Genomic DNA, 15,365 nt, shown 5'->3' with positions numbered 1-15,365 from the left:
GGCAGCACCGCGCCTCAGCAGTCCAGCCTCTCTTTCCATAGCCATAGGAGTTAGACATGACCCGTTTTACTGTTCATGCACGACTGAAATCCGCCCCGGTCGCAGTCGTTGCAACGCTGTCGATGCTCCTGACCGGGGCAGGTGTGGCCTCAGCGATGGTGCCGGCCCCCGCCACGGCGTCGCAGGCACCGGCGACACAGGCACCGGCGTCACAGGCACCGGCGACACAGGCGCCGTTGACCAATCTGTCCCACCTGAATTTCCTGCTGGACACGGTTCCACTCCACGCCGCGGATGGCCACACGACGTACCAGATCGGTGAACATCCCACGGCACAAGCGCCGTGGACGTATGCCGGCAAGAACGCCGACGGCAGCTATACCCGGGTAGGAGGAGGGTCCAAGGACGCAACCACGGGTTACTGGAGCCAGGGGGCCTTCAACGCGGACGACGTTGCACGCACCGCCGTCGTCTACTTGCGCCATTGGCAGCAGACCGGTGACGCCTCAAGCCGCACCCGCGCCTTCGACGTGCTGCGTGAGCTGACGTACTTGCAGACAACTACCGGCCCCAACGCCGGAAACGTGGTCCTGTGGCAGCAATCCGATGGCACGCTGACTCCGAGTGCCAAGCCTGTGGAACTGCCCGACCCCAGCGATTCGGCCGAGTCGTACTGGCTGGCCCGGACCGTGTGGGCGCTGGGAGAAGGGTACGCGGCGTTCAAGTCGGCCGACCCCCAATTTGCTGCCTTCCTGCAGACCCGGCTGGACCTCGCCGTCGCGTCCCTGAACAAGCAGTCCCTCGCCAAATACGGAAAGTACGACGTCACTGACGGCGCCAAAGTCCCTGCGTGGCTGATCACCGGAGGGGCGGATGCCTCGGCGGAAGCTGTGCTCGGACTCTCCGCTTACTCAAAAGCCGCGCCCGACGACGGTGCTGCCGCTACCGCGCTGAGCCAGCTCACCGAGGGAATCGCCGCGATGTCCTCAGGGTCGGTTCAACAATGGCCCTTCGGCGCGATTCTTCCGTGGAACCAGTCCCGAACCCTGTGGCACGCTTGGGGCGGCATGACCGCGGCCGCAGTCGCCAACGCTTCTCCGTTGCTGCATCGCCCTGACCTGCTGACCGCGGCAGTGAAGGACTCCGCCCAGTTCACTCCGCAACTCCTCGCCGCGGGCGGACCGGACAATGCGTGGAGCCCCACCCCAGGTGAGGCACAGATAGCCTACGGCGTGGACTCGCGGGTTGAAGGACTCGTTGCCACCGCCAAGGCTGCCAACGCTCCCGGTCTGCTCGACGTGGCCGCAGTGGCTGCCGGCTGGTACTTCGGTGCTAACCGCAGCGGAAGGCCCGCGTACAACCCGGCAACCGGCACCGCGATCGACGGCATCGAAACCGACGGCCGGGTCAACCCCAACTCCGGGGCGGAATCCACCATCCACACCCTCCTCTCGATGCTCACTTTGGACGCCAATCCGGAGCTCAAAGCGAAGGCCCTGGGGATCAGCAGCACCGTGCGGACGGACGGGCTCAAGGTGGCCGAGGCCGAAGCCGGAACCATCACGAGCGGCGCGGTCGTCAAACCCGCCTCCGCAAGGACCGGTGAGGCAAACTGGTCCGGCGGCGCATATGTCGCGCTCAACGCGGGCGGCACCCTGAAGATCACGGTCCCGGCCTCGGACCAGGCACGGAACGTATATCCGATCGTGAACCAGCGCCCCGAAGCCGCCGGAACGACGTCGTGGACTTCCGGGAGCACTTTCCTCGGCACTACGCCCAACGGCGGGGCAGGCGAACAAGGCATCACGGCAGCTCCTGGCAAACTCTTCCCGTTCTCCCTTGACCGGCCTCTGCCGGCGGGACAGGACAGCGTAGTGGCCAAGGCCGGAAGCGATGCGGCGATCGATGGAGTGCTGCTGCAGCCGCAGATTTCCTCCGTTTCCGTCTCAGGCTCCGGAGGCCAATCAACCCTGTACATCAGCGCGGCCCCGGGAAGCATCGAACGAAAAGTGGACATGCCCCAAGGGTTCCACCTGACCCAGCAGGCCTTTGATGCTTCCGGCCAGCCCGTCAAGCCAAGTTCCGACCAGAACGGGGCAGATCATTCCGGCCGTGTCACTGTAGCCCCGGGTGGGTTCACCTGGGTGACCTTGGTCCGCAACTAGCACTTATCACCACAGGAAGAACCCACATGCAGAAGATCACCACAGAAGCCGGCTCCGCAGCTACGAGGGAGCACTCACGCTCAGCAATCCGCTGACGGACACCATTTCCACCGACCAGTTTTCCGCCGAGTACCCCGAACACCCGGAATGGGCTGTGGGCCCGTTCCGCAAGGACGATTCCCTGACCTTCCGGCAAGTCGAGGACTGGGCGGACCCAACCGGCATCGGCTGGACCGCGGATTCAATCTTCAATCCCTCTGTCATGGAGCGCGACGGCAAGCTCTACCTGTTCTACCGCGCATCTCCGCGCAAGGAGTCGGTCTCCAGCCGGATCGGTGTTGCCGTCTACGATCCCGAAACGGGCTGGCAGGACAGCCCCTCCAATCCGGCGATCTACCCCACACAGGACAATGAGATCCTCGGCTGCGAAGATCCCAAGGTGTACCAGGCCAACGGCCGCTACTACATGTTCTACAACGGGATCTGGACTATTGATCGCAGCGAGGATCAATCAGGACAGGATCCCGATGTCTATCCACTCGGCGATGTTGGCTGCGACATCAATGTCGCAGTGTCCGATGACCTGATCCACTGGGAAAAACTCGGTTTGGCAGTCCCCCACGAGGTTTCGAAATTTTGGGCCAAGGGAGCCGTCATCCCCCGGAACGCCCGCGGCGAAGCCGTCAAGATTGGCGGCCACTACCTGATGTATCTGTCCGAGGGCTGCGGCGGTACCACCCATGTTGGACGGTCCACCGACATGGCGAACTGGACGTTTGAGCCGCAGGACTACCTGGACCTCGGGCCGCTGGGCGACTCACTGCACGAAGTTGCCTGCGCCATTGTCGACGACGACGGCGACGCTGGCGCTGGCGACGCGGACGGCGGCGGCGAGCTGGTACTGGACTTCTTCTACGGGGATGCAGACGGCCAGTTCTCCGCGGCGCAGGGGCTGTATGACGTGAACCAACCCTTCACCCAGAAAGCGGTGCACAGAGGAGGGTCGCTGGCATGGGGAGGCCTGCTTAGATTCGGCGGAACCTGGATGTTCGCACAAGGCTGGGATGCACCCTCCGGGTCCCGCGAAATGTACTTCTACCGCGCAGACCAAAGCAAGTGACACTCCCAGTCGTCGGCGCGATCGTAGGCTCGGACATCGGCACTTTGTGGCTGGCGTCGAACTAGCCCACCCAGCTGTGATGAGACTCACTAGCAACAAACGCCTTCTTGGCTTGAGCCGTCTACGCCTCACTGTGCACTATGGAAAGGCAGGGCCAGGACGCAATGTCCCGGCCAAGTTTTTGCCCATCCTGGTTGACGCAATGAGGCCAAACCGGTGAGCTTGTAGAGCCCGCTTAGAGTCTCAGGCGTTCATGGATAGTCTTACCGCGGCTTCGCACTGGCGCGATAGCCGAATATCCGGATTCATGAATGGAAGCACTGAACAATGACGTTTGAAACTGCCGACTCCGTAACCCTCAAAATTTGGGACCGTTCGACCACCCACCACACGCTGGACGCCCTTGTGCACGATTTCTCGGTGCGCCACAACACTTCCAAGGCAAGCATCGCGGTTACCTGCAGCGGGCCGAACACCTTCACGGTCAGCCTGAACGGCAGCGCAGCCAAGGCCACTGCCTTCGACGCGCACTCCCTGTAACAACACCCTTTCGGACGCAACGCGACGACGACGGCGGGAGGCCCCTCCCGCCGTCGTCGTGTCCGGCGCTGTCCGCAGGTTCACTGGGACGGGAGCAGCTGAGGCATCGGCGGCGCTGCCGGGGCGTAGAGCCACGTCTGGAAGAGGGGTCCCAAATCTTCGTGGCTCACGGATTCTGCTGTGTGCACGAAATCAGCCGTGGTCGCATTGCCGAAGCGATGGCCAGCCACGTAGGTGGCCAGGATCTGGAAGAACACAGGGTCGCCCACCCGGATTCGCAGCGCTTGGAGGGCCATGGCCCCGCGGTTGTAAACCCCCGAGGAGAACAGGTCCGACGGCGGCGGCGAGACGGGTGCAGAAGATCGCGCGGCCTCAAGATAAGCGTCGGCGTCCGGTGAGCCTTGCTTGACTCCCAGGAGGCCGAGCGCCTTGGATGCCGTGAGGTCGCTCGCCGAATGGAGCCCCATCGCGCTGAGGATCTGCTCGTCGGAGACGGGGCCGCCTTCGGGCTTGAAAAGCCGGCGCAGGATCGGCAGGATCTGCTCAGGTGGCAGATCGTTGTGCTGGAGGAGCGTGGCGAAGTCAGGGGCATTCGTCTCATACGCATACTGGCTGGCCATGAGTCCCCCGAGGAACTCCTTGTCTCCGGAGTGCTCGAGCCACAGCCAGCTCATGTAGGTCGCGAAGCCTTCGTTGAGCCAGATGTCGCTCCACGCGTTTGGCGTGACCGAGTCGCCGAACCACTGGTGGGACAACTCGTGGGAGATGCCCTCCATGGCGGTATCAGCGTTCAAATTGAGTATCGCGCTGCCGTAAACCGGCCGGGTTTGCGTCTCGAGCGACCAACGGAAGTCCGGCGTCACCACAACAGCACCTGCCGAGTCGAAGGGGTAAGGTCCCAGAATGCCTTCGAAATAGGAGATCATGTCCGGCAGCTGCGAGAAAGCCCTTTCGGCCCTTGCCGCGAGACTTGTCGGCGCGTAGATCAGTATCGGCAGACCGTGAGGCCCGGTTTCGGTGATCCTCGTGAAGTGCCCGACGTCGATGGTCGCCAAGTAGCTAGCCATCGGCGCCGTCTCCTCCCATGAGAAGGTGGTCGTCGAGCCTTGCGGCGCCTCCCCCATGGGCGTTCCGTTCGCGACGGCGGTGTACCCGGCCGGGACGGTCAGCCTGAACGTGTAGGCGGCTTTGTCGCGAGGAGTGTCGTTGACCGGGTACCAAGTCCTGGCACCGGCGACTTCGCTCGCGACGTACACTTCCTCGCCGTCGTGGTGCCAACCGACTTGGGCGGCACCCGTTCGGCTTCCACTCGGATCATCGATGGGCTTCGGCGTGCCGCGATAGGTCACCGACACCGAGAAGCGGGTTCCCGTTAGCAGCTTGGTAGCCGGCACGACTACGAGTTTGTCGCCCGCGCGGGTTGAGTTGGCGGCGTTGCCGTCTACTGTCACGCTCTGAACGTCGAGTCCGACGAGGTCGAAGGACAGCCGATCCAGGTCCGCTGTCGCATGGGCCGCGATGGTGGCTGTTCCGGCCACCGAGCCCTGCACGGGATCGATGTTGAGGTCAAGGGTGTAGTGGTCCGTCGAATAGCCAGGGTTGCCAAGATCGGGGTAGTACGAGTCCCCGAGACCCGCGACGCGTTGCCCGGGCGTGAGGCCGTTCCCCTGCGTGCAAGACACGAGCGAGGCGGCCAGCGCAAGCACTGCGGCCATTACTGCTCGACGGCGGCCGTTCCACTTTCTGCGCTGCATCGGCCTCCGCCCGAACTCTGGAGCCGCCGCATCAAGTTCTTCGGGGGCCGGCTCGATGCGCTCATCGTCCTGCGTTTGGCTGCCCGCGGCAATAGGCGAGCAAGGCCACGGCAGTTGCACTCGTGAAGAAGGTTCTCGACAACATGACGTACCGACGCACGCACGTTCCAGGCTTCGTCAGCGATGGGTGTAACAGCGAGTGTCACACGAGGCAGGTTTTTGGCCGCGGCTGGCATCCAAACTCCCGGATTTCCGGGCTTCTCCCTGACCCACAGCCTCAAAAAGTTGCGTGGCGTGACAAAGCTACGCTGCCGGACGGGCAATTTTCCCGTGCCCAAGCACCGCAAGAACCTCCGCAACCATGGTTTCTGCGTCATAGACCACGTCCGAGTAGTAGTAACGGAGCACGGTATTGCCCTGAACCACAGACGAGTTGTTACGGCGATGGTCTTTCTTTACCTGCCGCCAATCCGCATGGCCCCGCGCCGGTTGTCCCACACCGCTTCGAACCGCCCTCCTCAGCTGGCCGTCGGTGATGCCAAGACGCGCCAGCACCGGCCTTCGTGCCACACCCCCACAGAGGTCAAGCGCCTTTTCAACATCCATCTAGCCATCGTGCCGGGCCGGGGCGCGTCTGGGTCACCCCCGGGACACCCTATGTGGACAACCAAGCGTCACGCCTGGCACATTTTTGGCGGCCGGCTAGCACCAAGACCCCGGATTCCCAGGCTTCTCCCTGACCCAAGACGCCAAAAAGTTGCTCGGCGTGACATAGCTACGTGACGCGCAGACGCGGCCCTGTCAGACCTCCGCCACCGGCGCCGCGAACTGGGCCTCGTACAGCCGCGAGTACGCGCCACCGGCAGCCAACAGTTCCGCATGTGTTCCTTGCTCCACGATCTGCCCGGCCTCCATCACCAGGATGAGGTCGGCGTCGCGGATCGTGGAGAGGCGGTGCGCGATGACAAAGCTCGTCCGGTCCGAACGCAGGGCGCTCATGGCCTTCTGCACCAGGACCTCGGTCCGGGTATCCACAGAGCTCGTGGCCTCGTCCAGGATCAAGACTGACGGACGCGCCAAGAACGCCCGGGCAATGGTGAGCAGCTGCTTCTCACCTGCAGAAACGTTGCTTCCTTCGTCGTCGAGCACTGTGTCATACCCTTCCGGGAGCGAGTGCACGAAGCGGTCCACGTACGTCGCTTGTGCTGATTCCAGAATGTCCGCTTCGGTGGCGTCCGGCCGGCCGTAAGCGATGTTGTCCCGGATGGTGCCGCCGAACAGCCACGTGTCCTGCAGGACCATACCCATCCGCGAGCGCAGCTCGTACCGCGACATCGAGGCGACGTCCACGCCGTCGAGCGTTATCCGCCCCGCGTCGAGCTCGTAGAAGCGCATCATCAGGTTCACGAGGGTGGTTTTGCCCGCCCCGGTGGGCCCGACGATCGCCACGGACTGCCCGGGCTCGGCCACCAGGCTCAAGTCCTGGATCAGCGGCTTGTCCGCCGAGTAGGAGAAGGAGATGTTCTCGAACACCAAGCGCCCCCGCGTCACCTCCGGAACGGCCGACGGCTCAGGATCGGGGCTCTGCTCTTCGGTGTCGAGCAGCGCGAAGACGCGTTCGGCAGATGCCACGCCAGACTGGAGCAGATTGGCCATTGAACCAAGCTGCGCCAGCGGCTGGGTGAACTGCCGTGAGTACTGGATGAAGGCTTGGACATCGCCCAGCTGCATGGCGCCGGAGGCCACCTGCAGGCCACCCACCACGGCGATCCCCACATAGACCAGGTTGCCGATGAAGGTCAGTGCCGGCATGATCAGGCCGCTGATGAACTGGGCTCCGAAACTGGCCGAGAACAACTCCGCGTTCTTCTCGCGGAAGCGCTGCTCCACCTCCCGCTGCCGGCCGAACACCTTCACGAGAGCATGGCCGGTGTAGGTCTCTTCGATCTGCCCGTTCAGCTCTCCGGTGTTCTTCCACTGGGCAACGAACAGCTTCTGCGAGCGCTTGGCGATCAGCATGGTGGTCACGAGCGTCAGGGGCACGGTGACCAGGGTGATGAACGCCAGAATCGGCGAAAGCAGGAACATCATGAAGATGACGCCCACCACGGTGAGCAGGGAGGTTACCGCCTGGCTGATGGACTGCTGGAGGCTTTGCGAGATGTTGTCGACATCGTTGGTCACACGGCTGAGTAGTTCACCACGCTGCACGGAGTCGAAGTAGAGCAACGGAAGGCGGTTGATTTTCGCTTCGATCTGCTCGCGCAGCCGGTACACCGTGCGCTGCACGACGCCGTTGAGCACGTACGCCTGAATCCAGCCGAACGCTGAGGCGAGGACATAGAGGACCAGCACCCACATCAGGATCGAAGACAACGCCCCGAAGTCGATTCCGACGCCGGGAGTCAGGTCCATGCCCTTCAACATGTCCGCTTTGGAGCCTTGGCCGGAAGCGCGCAAGCCGTCAATGAGCTGTTGCTTGCTCACCCCTGCGGGAAGTTGCTTGGAAACGACGCCGGCGAAGATCAGGTTGGTTCCCTGTCCGAGCAGCCGCGGGCCGATCACGGACAGGGTCACGCTCGCGACAGCCAGGACAAGAACCAGGGTCAGCCACATGCGCTCTGGCCGAAGGGTGCCGACGAGCCGCTTGGCAGAAGGCAGGAAGTTCATGGCCTTCTCGGCCGGGACGTTCATGCCGGCGAAAGGTCCGCCACGGCCGGGACCCATCGGAGGGCGGGGCGGGCGGTTGGCGGTGCTGGGTGCGCTGCTCATGCCGCCTCCTCCGCTGCCAGTTGCGAGGAAACTATCTCGCGGTACGTTTCGGACGTCTCCAGCAACTCTTCGTGGGTTCCGCGCCCCACCAGCCGCCCGTCGTCGAGCACTAGAATCTGCTCGGCGTCCGCGATGCTGGACACCCGCTGCGCAATGATGACCATGGTGGCGCCGGACGTGTGGCGTTTGAGGGCTTGGCGCAGCCTGGCGTCGGTGGCGGTGTCCAGGGAGGAGAAGGAGTCGTCGAAGATGTAGAGCTCGGGCTGTTTCACGAGTGCCCGGGCGATGGCGATGCGCTGGCGCTGGCCACCGGAAACGTTGGTGCCGCCTTGCGAGATCGGAGCATCCAGCCCGCCTTCCATTTCCTCGACGAAATCCTGCGCTTGGGCAATGGAGAGGGCCCGCCAGAGTTCTTCCTCCGTGGCGTCGGGCTTGCCGTAAAGCAGGTTGCTCCGCACTGTGCCTGAGAATAGGTAGGGTTTTTGCGGAACCAGCCCGATGTGCCCCCACAGGAGGTCCGGGTGCAGCTCGCGGACGTCGACGCCGTCGATCCTCACCGAGCCGCTGCTCGCGTCGAAGAGCCTGGGCAACAGGTTCACCAGGGTGGTCTTACCGGCGCCGGTGCTGCCGATGATCGCCGTCGTCTGGCCCGCACGGGCCTGGAAGCTGATCCCGTTGAGGACCGGCTGCTCGGCACCCGGGTAAGCGAATCCGACGTCGAGCAACTCCAGCTCGCCGCGCCCGGCGGTCTCCGAGACCGGGTTCTTGGGAGGCCGCACGCTGGATTCGGTCTCCAGCACCTGTCCGATGCGGTCAGCCGAAACGGCCGCACGCGGGATCATCACGGCCATGAATGTGGCCATCATGACGGACATCAGGATTTGCATGAGGTAGCTCAGGAAAGCGATCAGTGTGCCTACCTGCATGGAACCGTCGTCGATCCGGAAGGAGCCGAACCAGATCACGGCCACGCTGGAGACGTTGAGCACCAGCATCACTACCGGGAACATGAGGGCCATGAGCCGCCCGGCGCGCAGCGCCATCTCCGTGACGTCCTGGTTGGCCGCGGCGAAGCGTTCCGTCTCCATGTCCTCACGCACGAACGCGCGCACCACGCGGATGCCAGCCAACTGTTCTCGGAGCACCCTGTTCACGGTGTCGATCCGGACCTGCATCTTGCGGAACAGGGGAACCATCCGGGTCACAATGAGTCCGACGGCAACAAGCAACACGGGGACACTCACCGCGATCAACCAAGACAACTGGGCATCCTGCCGGACGGCCATGATCACGCCGCCGATGCTGAGTATGGGCGCCGCGACCATGAGTGTGCAGGTCATCAGGACGAGCTGTTGGACCTGCTGCACGTCGTTGGTGGAGCGGGTGATCAGGGACGGCGCACCGAAGCGGGTGACCTCCTGCTCGGAGAACTCCCCCACCCTGGTGAAAATGGCGCCGCGCAGGTCCCGCCCCAACCCCATGGCCGCTTTCGCCCCGAAGTACACAGCCGTCACCGAACAGGCGATTTGCAGGAGGGTGATGAGCAGCATGAGGGTGCCGGTTCCAAGGATGTACCCGGTATCCCCCTTGGCTACGCCTTCGTCAATAATGTCCGCATTCATCGTGGGCAGGTACAGCGACGCTATTGACTGCGCCAACTGGAAAACGACGACGGCGATCAGCAGCCGCCGATGTGGCCGCAGGTACTGAACAAGAAGTTTCCAGAGCATCCGGTCTCCAACTCACGTAGTGATTCGAAGCCAGTCTACGACTGGTTGCTGGGGGCAACTAGAGCTTTTCCTCAGGGCGAAGCGGGGCTGGAGGCGTGCCGCCATCGTACCCGGACAGTAGGCTGGAAACGCTCGGCAAGATCCGCTACGAAAGGACCGTAGTCATGGCTTACATCACCGTCGGAAATGAAAACAGCACCGAGATCGAGATTTACTACGAGGACCATGGGACCGGCCAGGCAGTGGTCCTGATCCACGGCTACCCCTTGGATGGTTCGTCATGGGAGAAGCAGACCGCCGCACTGCTCAACGCCGGTTACCGCGTCATCACCTACGACCGCCGCGGCTTCGGCAAGTCCAGCAAGCCGACCGTCGGGTACGACTACGACACCTTCGCCGCGGACCTCAACACTCTGCTGAACACCATCGACGTGAACGACGCCGTGCTGGTGGGTTTCTCGATGGGCACCGGCGAAGTGGCCCGCTACATCAGCACCTACGGCTCGGCGCGAGTGGCGAAGGCCGTGTTCCTTGCATCCTTGGAACCGTTCCTCCTGCAGACCGAGGACAACACCGGAGGCGTCCCGCAGTCCGTGTTCGACGGACTTTCCGAAGCCGTTATTGCCGACCGCTACGCTTTCTTCACCGAATTCTTCAACAACTTCTACAACGCTCCCAATTTCCTCGGAACGCACCGCCTGAGCCACGAAGCAGTCACCGCCAGCTGGAACCTGGCAGCCCATTCAGGCGCCTACGCCTCAGTGGCCGCACAGCCCACGTGGCTCACGGACTTCCGTGCCGACATCCCCAAGATCGATGTGCCCGCCTTGATCGTGCACGGCACCGCGGACAACATCCTGCCTATCGACTTCACTGGCCGGAGGTTCGCCGAAGCGCTCCCCAGCGCCGAGTATGTGGAGATCGACGGCGCCCCGCACGGCTTCCTGTGGACGCATGGCGCCGAAATCAACCAAGCTCTGCTGGGCTTCCTCGCGAAGTAGCGCCCGGAGGAAGATTCCTAACAAAAAATTAGGACGAAACTAAGCAAATATCGCGGGAACCTTATGCCCTAGGGTCCACTCTTAACCCAAGCAGAGGCGGAATCCATTCGCCGGCGAAAGCACCAAGGCTGCAAGGGGAAGCAGGACCGGTCATGAAGGCAGCAACAGCTCTGGACGGGGTTACCGCGATCAACGGCGTTATCACCGATCAGCAACCCGTTGACTTCCACGCCTTGGGGCTCGCTGGCTGCATCGACCGCTTGGCCGCACCGCTCCGCCGCCAAGGGACCGAGGTCCACTGGGAGACGCCGCACCATGGGATTGAAATCTCGTCCGGCTCTGCGTCCCTCCTCTACCATGCAGCCAAGGAAGTCCTCAGCAACGCGTACAAGTACGCGCACGCCCACGACGTCACCGTCCGGCTTGCCGCCGTCTATCACGGGATCCGGCTGACCGTCACGGACAACGGCGCCGGCTTCGATGGCCAGGCCACGGCCGGCAGCGGGAACCACGGATTCGGACTCCGCCTCATGTCCATCGCCGTCAATGAAGTGGGCGGCGAGGTCTCCATCGCCTCCAAGCCAGGCAACGGTACTTGCGTTACGGTCACGCTGCCGCTCGACTGACGTTAGGTCCAGTGCCCGACGACGGCGGGCGGCACCCGCCGTGCAACTTCTCGCTGGCTCCGGTGTAAGCGCGCCGGAATTCCGGGCCGGCACACGGGGCGCGGCGCCAAAAGCGTATTTCGGTGGCCGAGTCCCGTCGTGAGCCTAGCCGCGTGCGGCCGAAAGTGCCGCACGGGTGGCCGCCAGCTTAGCTTCGGCGCCGGACCTCAGGAAGGCGAGGTCCGAGTCGACAGCCAGCAGATCGGCGTCGCGCAGCGCACCGCTCAACTCGGCTGAGCCACTGAACGCGCCCGTCAGCTTCCCATGATTTCGGGCCACCGCCATAACCTGTCCGATCGCGTGGAGGGTCCTCGGATCCGTAACGCCACTGGCGCCGAGGGAAAGGGCCAAATCGTAAGGCCCCAGGAAGATCCCGTCGATGCCGTCGGTTTCGGCGATCTCCTCAGCGTTGGCCAGCCCCGCGGAGCTCTCAATCATGGCCAAGCACAGGACTTTCCCCTCGGGCTGCAGCAGCAAAGATGTGGCGAAAGCGGATCGTGAAGCCCCGGAACTGCGGACACCCTCCGGCGGAAAAGTGCAGGCGGCGGCGATCGCCGCGGCTTGGGCCGCGGACTCGACCATGGGGACCACGACGCCGGCCGCTCCGGCGTCGAGGGCACGGCCGATCTCCGCCGCGCTGTGCCCGGACGTGCGCACCAAAGCAGGAGTTCGGTTGAGTTCGCAAGCGCGGAGCAACCCGGGGAGTCCGTCCAGGGTGGCGGTGCCATGTTGCAGGTCGATGCCGATCCAGTCGAATCCGCTGCCGGACAAGGCCTCTATGCCATGCGGGTCCAGAAAAGTGACCCAAGCGCCAAGGCGGGTTTGCCGTTGGCTGTGCGTAGGGGCTGGCGTCATGGATTCTCCTGGTCAGATTCGGGGGGAGGGCAGTTCAAGGGTCGGGGTCGACCAAGGCAAATCTACGGCAGGAGCGCAACAGGAGCCGTGGGCAGACTGCCCTTCTGACTGGCGGCCGATGGACGGATCGTGGGCGCCGTCCTTCAGGAGAAGTCCTTCAACGCCTCCGTGAGCAACCTGCCCGGAGTGCCGAGCCGGACATGGACTCCGTGTGAAGCCACCAGTTCCCCGGCAATGACGACGCCGGTGACGTCACTCGCCGTCGCGCTGAACGCGAACTGCTGCGGCACGGAACCGGCCGTCCGCACCGAGTCCGGGGCCACAGCCATAAGGTCGCAGACTGCGCCTACTTCCAGCGCCGACGCTATCGGCGTGCCCATGGATGCCGCCGCACCGACCGTGGCAGCGCGGAGCAGTTCCTGCGGTGAAAACCTGCCCCGCTGACCGGAACCAAGGCGTTCTCCGTGCTCCAAGGTGCGCATTTCGACCCAGGGATCGATCACGGCGTGCTGGTCCGTGCCGAGCGCGATGGTCGCACCAGCCTCGGACAATGCGCGGGCCGGCCCGATCCCATCGGCGAGATCGGCTTCGGTGCTCGGGCACATCACCACCGTGGCTCCAGCATCACCGAGGATCCGGATGTCTTCCGGTGTCAGGTGCGTGGCGTGGACGGCGGAGAGCCGCGTGGACAACAGGCCATGCCGGGCAAGGAGTCCAGCGGGAGTGACGCCATAGGCCTGCAGGCACGCCTCGTTCTCTGCCGGTTGTTCGCTCAGATGGATGTGGAGTGGAATGTCAGCGGGCAACTGCCGGGCGACTGTCTTGAGAGCCTCCTCGGGCACGCCACGGACGGAATGCAGGGCGGCCCCCACGCTGACCATGTCCGGCGGAAAGGTTCGCGCGACTTCGGCCCTCAACGAGGCCAGCCGGTCCAGCCAAGCCTGGGCGTCGGCGTCGCCGAACCGCGCCTGTTCTTGGCTAAGCGGCGTTCCGATGCCTCCCGCGAGATAAAGGGTGTCCAGCAAAGTGAGCCGGATCCCGGCCGCAACGGCTGCCCGTGCCAACCCCAGTTCCATCGCGTGCGGCTCCGGATACGGTGTTCCTTCGGGCTGGTGGTGGACATAGTGGAACTCCGCCACGCTGCTGAAGCCGGACACCACCATTTCAGTGAAGACTGCGGTGGCCAGCTTTTCGTATTTCTCGGGCGTGAGTTCAGCTGCGCTCCGGTACATCTGCTCCCGCCACACCCAAAAGTCACCACGCCCATCATGCGTCCGTCCGCGCAGGATCCGGTGGAATGCATGCGAGTGGGCGTTGGCCGCCGCCGGGAAGACGACTCCATCCAGGATCTGGTCAGAGGCTTCGGGCTGGACCCCGGTGGTGATGTTGGAGATCCGGCCGTCCTGGGTTTCCAGGCGCACGCCGGCGGCCGCCGTCGAACCGCCCGCGACAGAACCGCCGTCGACGTTTACCAGCGCCGCCTGGCACCAGAACCTGCTCACAGGAGTCCCTCCAGAACGTCGGCTAGCGCAACGGCGCCAGTCGAGGCGTCCTCATCAGCCACGTATTCCTCCGGGGAATGCGAGATTCCGCTGGGGTTGCGGACGAAGAGCATCGCCGAAGGGACATGTCCAGCCAAGACTCCGGCGTCGTGGCCCGCGCCGGTTGCCAGGACCGGCGCGCCCGGCAGGAGGCCCTCGATGCGTCGGCTCAGGCCCGGGTCGAAATGCACGGTGTCGCTGTAGGACTCCTCGGTGAGGGTAACGGTGCATCCTTCGCCCGCCGCGATTTCCTGGGCCGCGCCGTAGATCGATTCGATCAGTTGCGCCGTGACGGCGTCGTCGGGATGGCGGGCGTCAAGCCACAGATCGACGCGGGACGCAATCACGTTGGTGCCGCCGGGAACCGGCGTCAAACGGCCGACCGTGGCCCGGGCATCCGGCTGCTTGGCCGCGGTATCGCGTACCGCAAGGACGATCTGCGCGGCCGCGACCATGGGATCGGCACGGTCGGCCATGAGTGTGGTCCCGGCATGGTTGCCCTGGCCGCTGACGCTCAACTTCCAGCGGCCGTGGCCCAGGATGGAGCTTCCGACGGCGATGGCCGGCCCGCCCTGGCCCAGCCCCTTGCCCTGTTCCACATGCAATTCAACGAAGTGACCGATTCGCGCCAGGGCCTCCGGATCGGGACCGATATGCCGCGGATCCAGCCCGTTGCCCCGCGCGACGTCGGCGAAAGTGTTGCCGTCGACGTCGCGCAGGTTCAGCGCCTTGTCGACGTCGATGGCGCCGGTCAGGAGCCGCGATCCCAAGCAGGCCACGCCAAAACGGGATCCTTCCTCTTCCGGAAAGACCGTGATAGCCAGGGAACGCCGCGGGGCTGTGCCGCGTGATTTGAGGATATCGACGGCGGCGAGTGCGGAAGCGACTCCGAGCGGCCCGTCAAAAGCCCCTCCGCCGGGGACCGAATCGAGGTGGCTGCCGGTGACGAGCGCACCGTCCTGGGGCTTTCCCCACCAGGCCCAGATGATGCCGTTGCGGTCGGTCTCGACGCCGAGGCCGCGCTGCCGGGCTTGTTCGATGAACCACTGCCTGAGGTCGAGCTCGGGCGTCGAGTAGACGGCCCTGGAATATCCTCCGCGCACCGCATCGCGGCCCACGTCCTTGATTGAGTCAAGGAGCTGATTGACGGTTTCCACGTGTTCCTCCGATTAATGAAGACTGCCACCAAGTAAAAACCACTTGCCACCCCATGACAAGCCCC

The 15,365-nt window shown here is 64.2% G+C and carries 12 protein-coding genes; 5 read left to right on the top strand and 7 right to left on the bottom strand.

Features of this window, described 5'->3' with window-relative positions:
- The first annotated feature begins 56 nt into the window (after positions 1 to 56).
- The 3 genes from AC3ANQ_RS02965 (at position 57) to AC3ANQ_RS02955 (ending at position 3,825) form a co-directional block, all read left to right on the top strand.
- A complete protein-coding gene (locus AC3ANQ_RS02965; protein ID WP_488303742.1) occupies positions 57 to 2,165 on the top strand; it encodes a hypothetical protein in 2,109 nt (702 codons plus the stop codon).
- Positions 2,166 to 2,319: 154 nt separating this feature from the next.
- Positions 2,320 to 3,285, top strand: coding sequence for a glycoside hydrolase family 130 protein (locus tag AC3ANQ_RS02960; RefSeq protein WP_488303741.1), 966 nt, complete (start codon positions 2,320 to 2,322; stop codon positions 3,283 to 3,285).
- A gap of 327 nt (positions 3,286 to 3,612) precedes the next feature.
- Positions 3,613 to 3,825: a hypothetical protein gene (locus AC3ANQ_RS02955; protein ID WP_184741564.1), complete on the top strand. Its 213-nt coding sequence runs from the start codon at positions 3,613 to 3,615 to the stop codon at positions 3,823 to 3,825.
- Positions 3,826 to 3,905: 80 nt separating this feature from the next.
- On the opposite strand, the gene AC3ANQ_RS02950 is transcribed toward AC3ANQ_RS02955, so the two are convergent.
- The 4 genes from AC3ANQ_RS02950 to AC3ANQ_RS02935 form a co-directional block, all read right to left on the bottom strand.
- Positions 3,906 to 5,579, bottom strand: coding sequence for a M1 family metallopeptidase (locus AC3ANQ_RS02950; protein ID WP_488303740.1), 1,674 nt, complete (start codon positions 5,577 to 5,579; stop codon positions 3,906 to 3,908).
- A gap of 303 nt (positions 5,580 to 5,882) precedes the next feature.
- Complete coding sequence (locus tag AC3ANQ_RS02945; RefSeq protein ID WP_488303739.1) at positions 5,883 to 6,185, bottom strand: hypothetical protein; 303 nt, start codon at positions 6,183 to 6,185, stop codon at positions 5,883 to 5,885.
- A 195-nt stretch (positions 6,186 to 6,380) separates the two neighbouring features.
- Positions 6,381 to 8,351: an ABC transporter ATP-binding protein gene (locus tag AC3ANQ_RS02940; protein WP_488303738.1), complete on the bottom strand. Its 1,971-nt coding sequence runs from the start codon at positions 8,349 to 8,351 to the stop codon at positions 6,381 to 6,383.
- Positions 8,348 to 10,081 (bottom strand): ABC transporter ATP-binding protein, encoded by a 1,734-nt coding sequence (locus AC3ANQ_RS02935; protein WP_488303737.1) that lies wholly within the window; start codon positions 10,079 to 10,081, stop codon positions 8,348 to 8,350. Before AC3ANQ_RS02935 ends, AC3ANQ_RS02940 begins: the two co-directional genes overlap by 4 nt.
- A gap of 164 nt (positions 10,082 to 10,245) precedes the next feature.
- Between AC3ANQ_RS02935 and AC3ANQ_RS02930 the strand changes: the two genes are divergently transcribed.
- Both AC3ANQ_RS02930 and AC3ANQ_RS02925 read left to right on the top strand, forming a co-directional pair.
- Positions 10,246 to 11,082 carry an alpha/beta fold hydrolase gene (locus AC3ANQ_RS02930; protein ID WP_488303736.1) on the top strand — a complete coding sequence of 279 codons (837 nt, stop codon included), beginning with the start codon at positions 10,246 to 10,248 and terminating at the stop codon, positions 11,080 to 11,082.
- A 152-nt stretch (positions 11,083 to 11,234) separates the two neighbouring features.
- Positions 11,235 to 11,708 carry a sensor histidine kinase gene (locus AC3ANQ_RS02925; protein WP_488303735.1) on the top strand — a complete coding sequence of 158 codons (474 nt, stop codon included), beginning with the start codon at positions 11,235 to 11,237 and terminating at the stop codon, positions 11,706 to 11,708.
- A gap of 144 nt (positions 11,709 to 11,852) precedes the next feature.
- Here the strand turns inward: AC3ANQ_RS02925 and AC3ANQ_RS02920 are convergent, their stop codons facing one another.
- From AC3ANQ_RS02920 to AC3ANQ_RS02910, 3 genes are all read right to left on the bottom strand, one after another.
- Positions 11,853 to 12,602, bottom strand: coding sequence for an HpcH/HpaI aldolase family protein (locus AC3ANQ_RS02920; protein WP_488303734.1), 750 nt, complete (start codon positions 12,600 to 12,602; stop codon positions 11,853 to 11,855).
- A gap of 143 nt (positions 12,603 to 12,745) precedes the next feature.
- Entirely contained in the window at positions 12,746 to 14,104 is a 1,359-nt protein-coding gene (locus AC3ANQ_RS02915) for a formimidoylglutamate deiminase (protein WP_488303733.1), read from the bottom strand.
- Positions 14,101 to 15,300: an allantoate amidohydrolase gene (locus tag AC3ANQ_RS02910; protein ID WP_488303732.1), complete on the bottom strand. Its 1,200-nt coding sequence runs from the start codon at positions 15,298 to 15,300 to the stop codon at positions 14,101 to 14,103. Before AC3ANQ_RS02910 ends, AC3ANQ_RS02915 begins: the two co-directional genes overlap by 4 nt.
- Positions 15,301 to 15,365: the final 65 nt, after the last annotated feature.

It is taken from the genome of Arthrobacter sp. DMZ02-1R (genome assembly GCF_057747935.1).
Note: the sequence above shows the minus strand (reverse complement) of the source record. Positions and strands in the feature narration are given on the sequence as shown.

What these genes read in the sequence shown, in the direction of transcription:
- AC3ANQ_RS02965 (WP_488303742.1), top strand. Translation starts at nt 57, where the DNA reads ATGACCCGTTTTACTGTTCATGCACGACTGAAATCCGCCCCGGTCGCA.
- AC3ANQ_RS02955 (WP_184741564.1), top strand. Translation starts at nt 3,613, where the DNA reads ATGACGTTTGAAACTGCCGACTCCGTAACCCTCAAAATTTGGGACCGT.
- AC3ANQ_RS02950 (WP_488303740.1), bottom strand. Translation starts at nt 5,579, where the DNA reads ATGCAGCGCAGAAAGTGGAACGGCCGCCGTCGAGCAGTAATGGCCGCA.
- AC3ANQ_RS02945 (WP_488303739.1), bottom strand. Translation starts at nt 6,185, where the DNA reads ATGGATGTTGAAAAGGCGCTTGACCTCTGTGGGGGTGTGGCACGAAGG.
- AC3ANQ_RS02940 (WP_488303738.1), bottom strand. Translation starts at nt 8,351, where the DNA reads ATGAGCAGCGCACCCAGCACCGCCAACCGCCCGCCCCGCCCTCCGATG.
- AC3ANQ_RS02935 (WP_488303737.1), bottom strand. Translation starts at nt 10,081, where the DNA reads ATGCTCTGGAAACTTCTTGTTCAGTACCTGCGGCCACATCGGCGGCTG.
- AC3ANQ_RS02930 (WP_488303736.1), top strand. Translation starts at nt 10,246, where the DNA reads ATGGCTTACATCACCGTCGGAAATGAAAACAGCACCGAGATCGAGATT.
- AC3ANQ_RS02925 (WP_488303735.1), top strand. Translation starts at nt 11,235, where the DNA reads ATGAAGGCAGCAACAGCTCTGGACGGGGTTACCGCGATCAACGGCGTT.
- AC3ANQ_RS02920 (WP_488303734.1), bottom strand. Translation starts at nt 12,602, where the DNA reads ATGACGCCAGCCCCTACGCACAGCCAACGGCAAACCCGCCTTGGCGCT.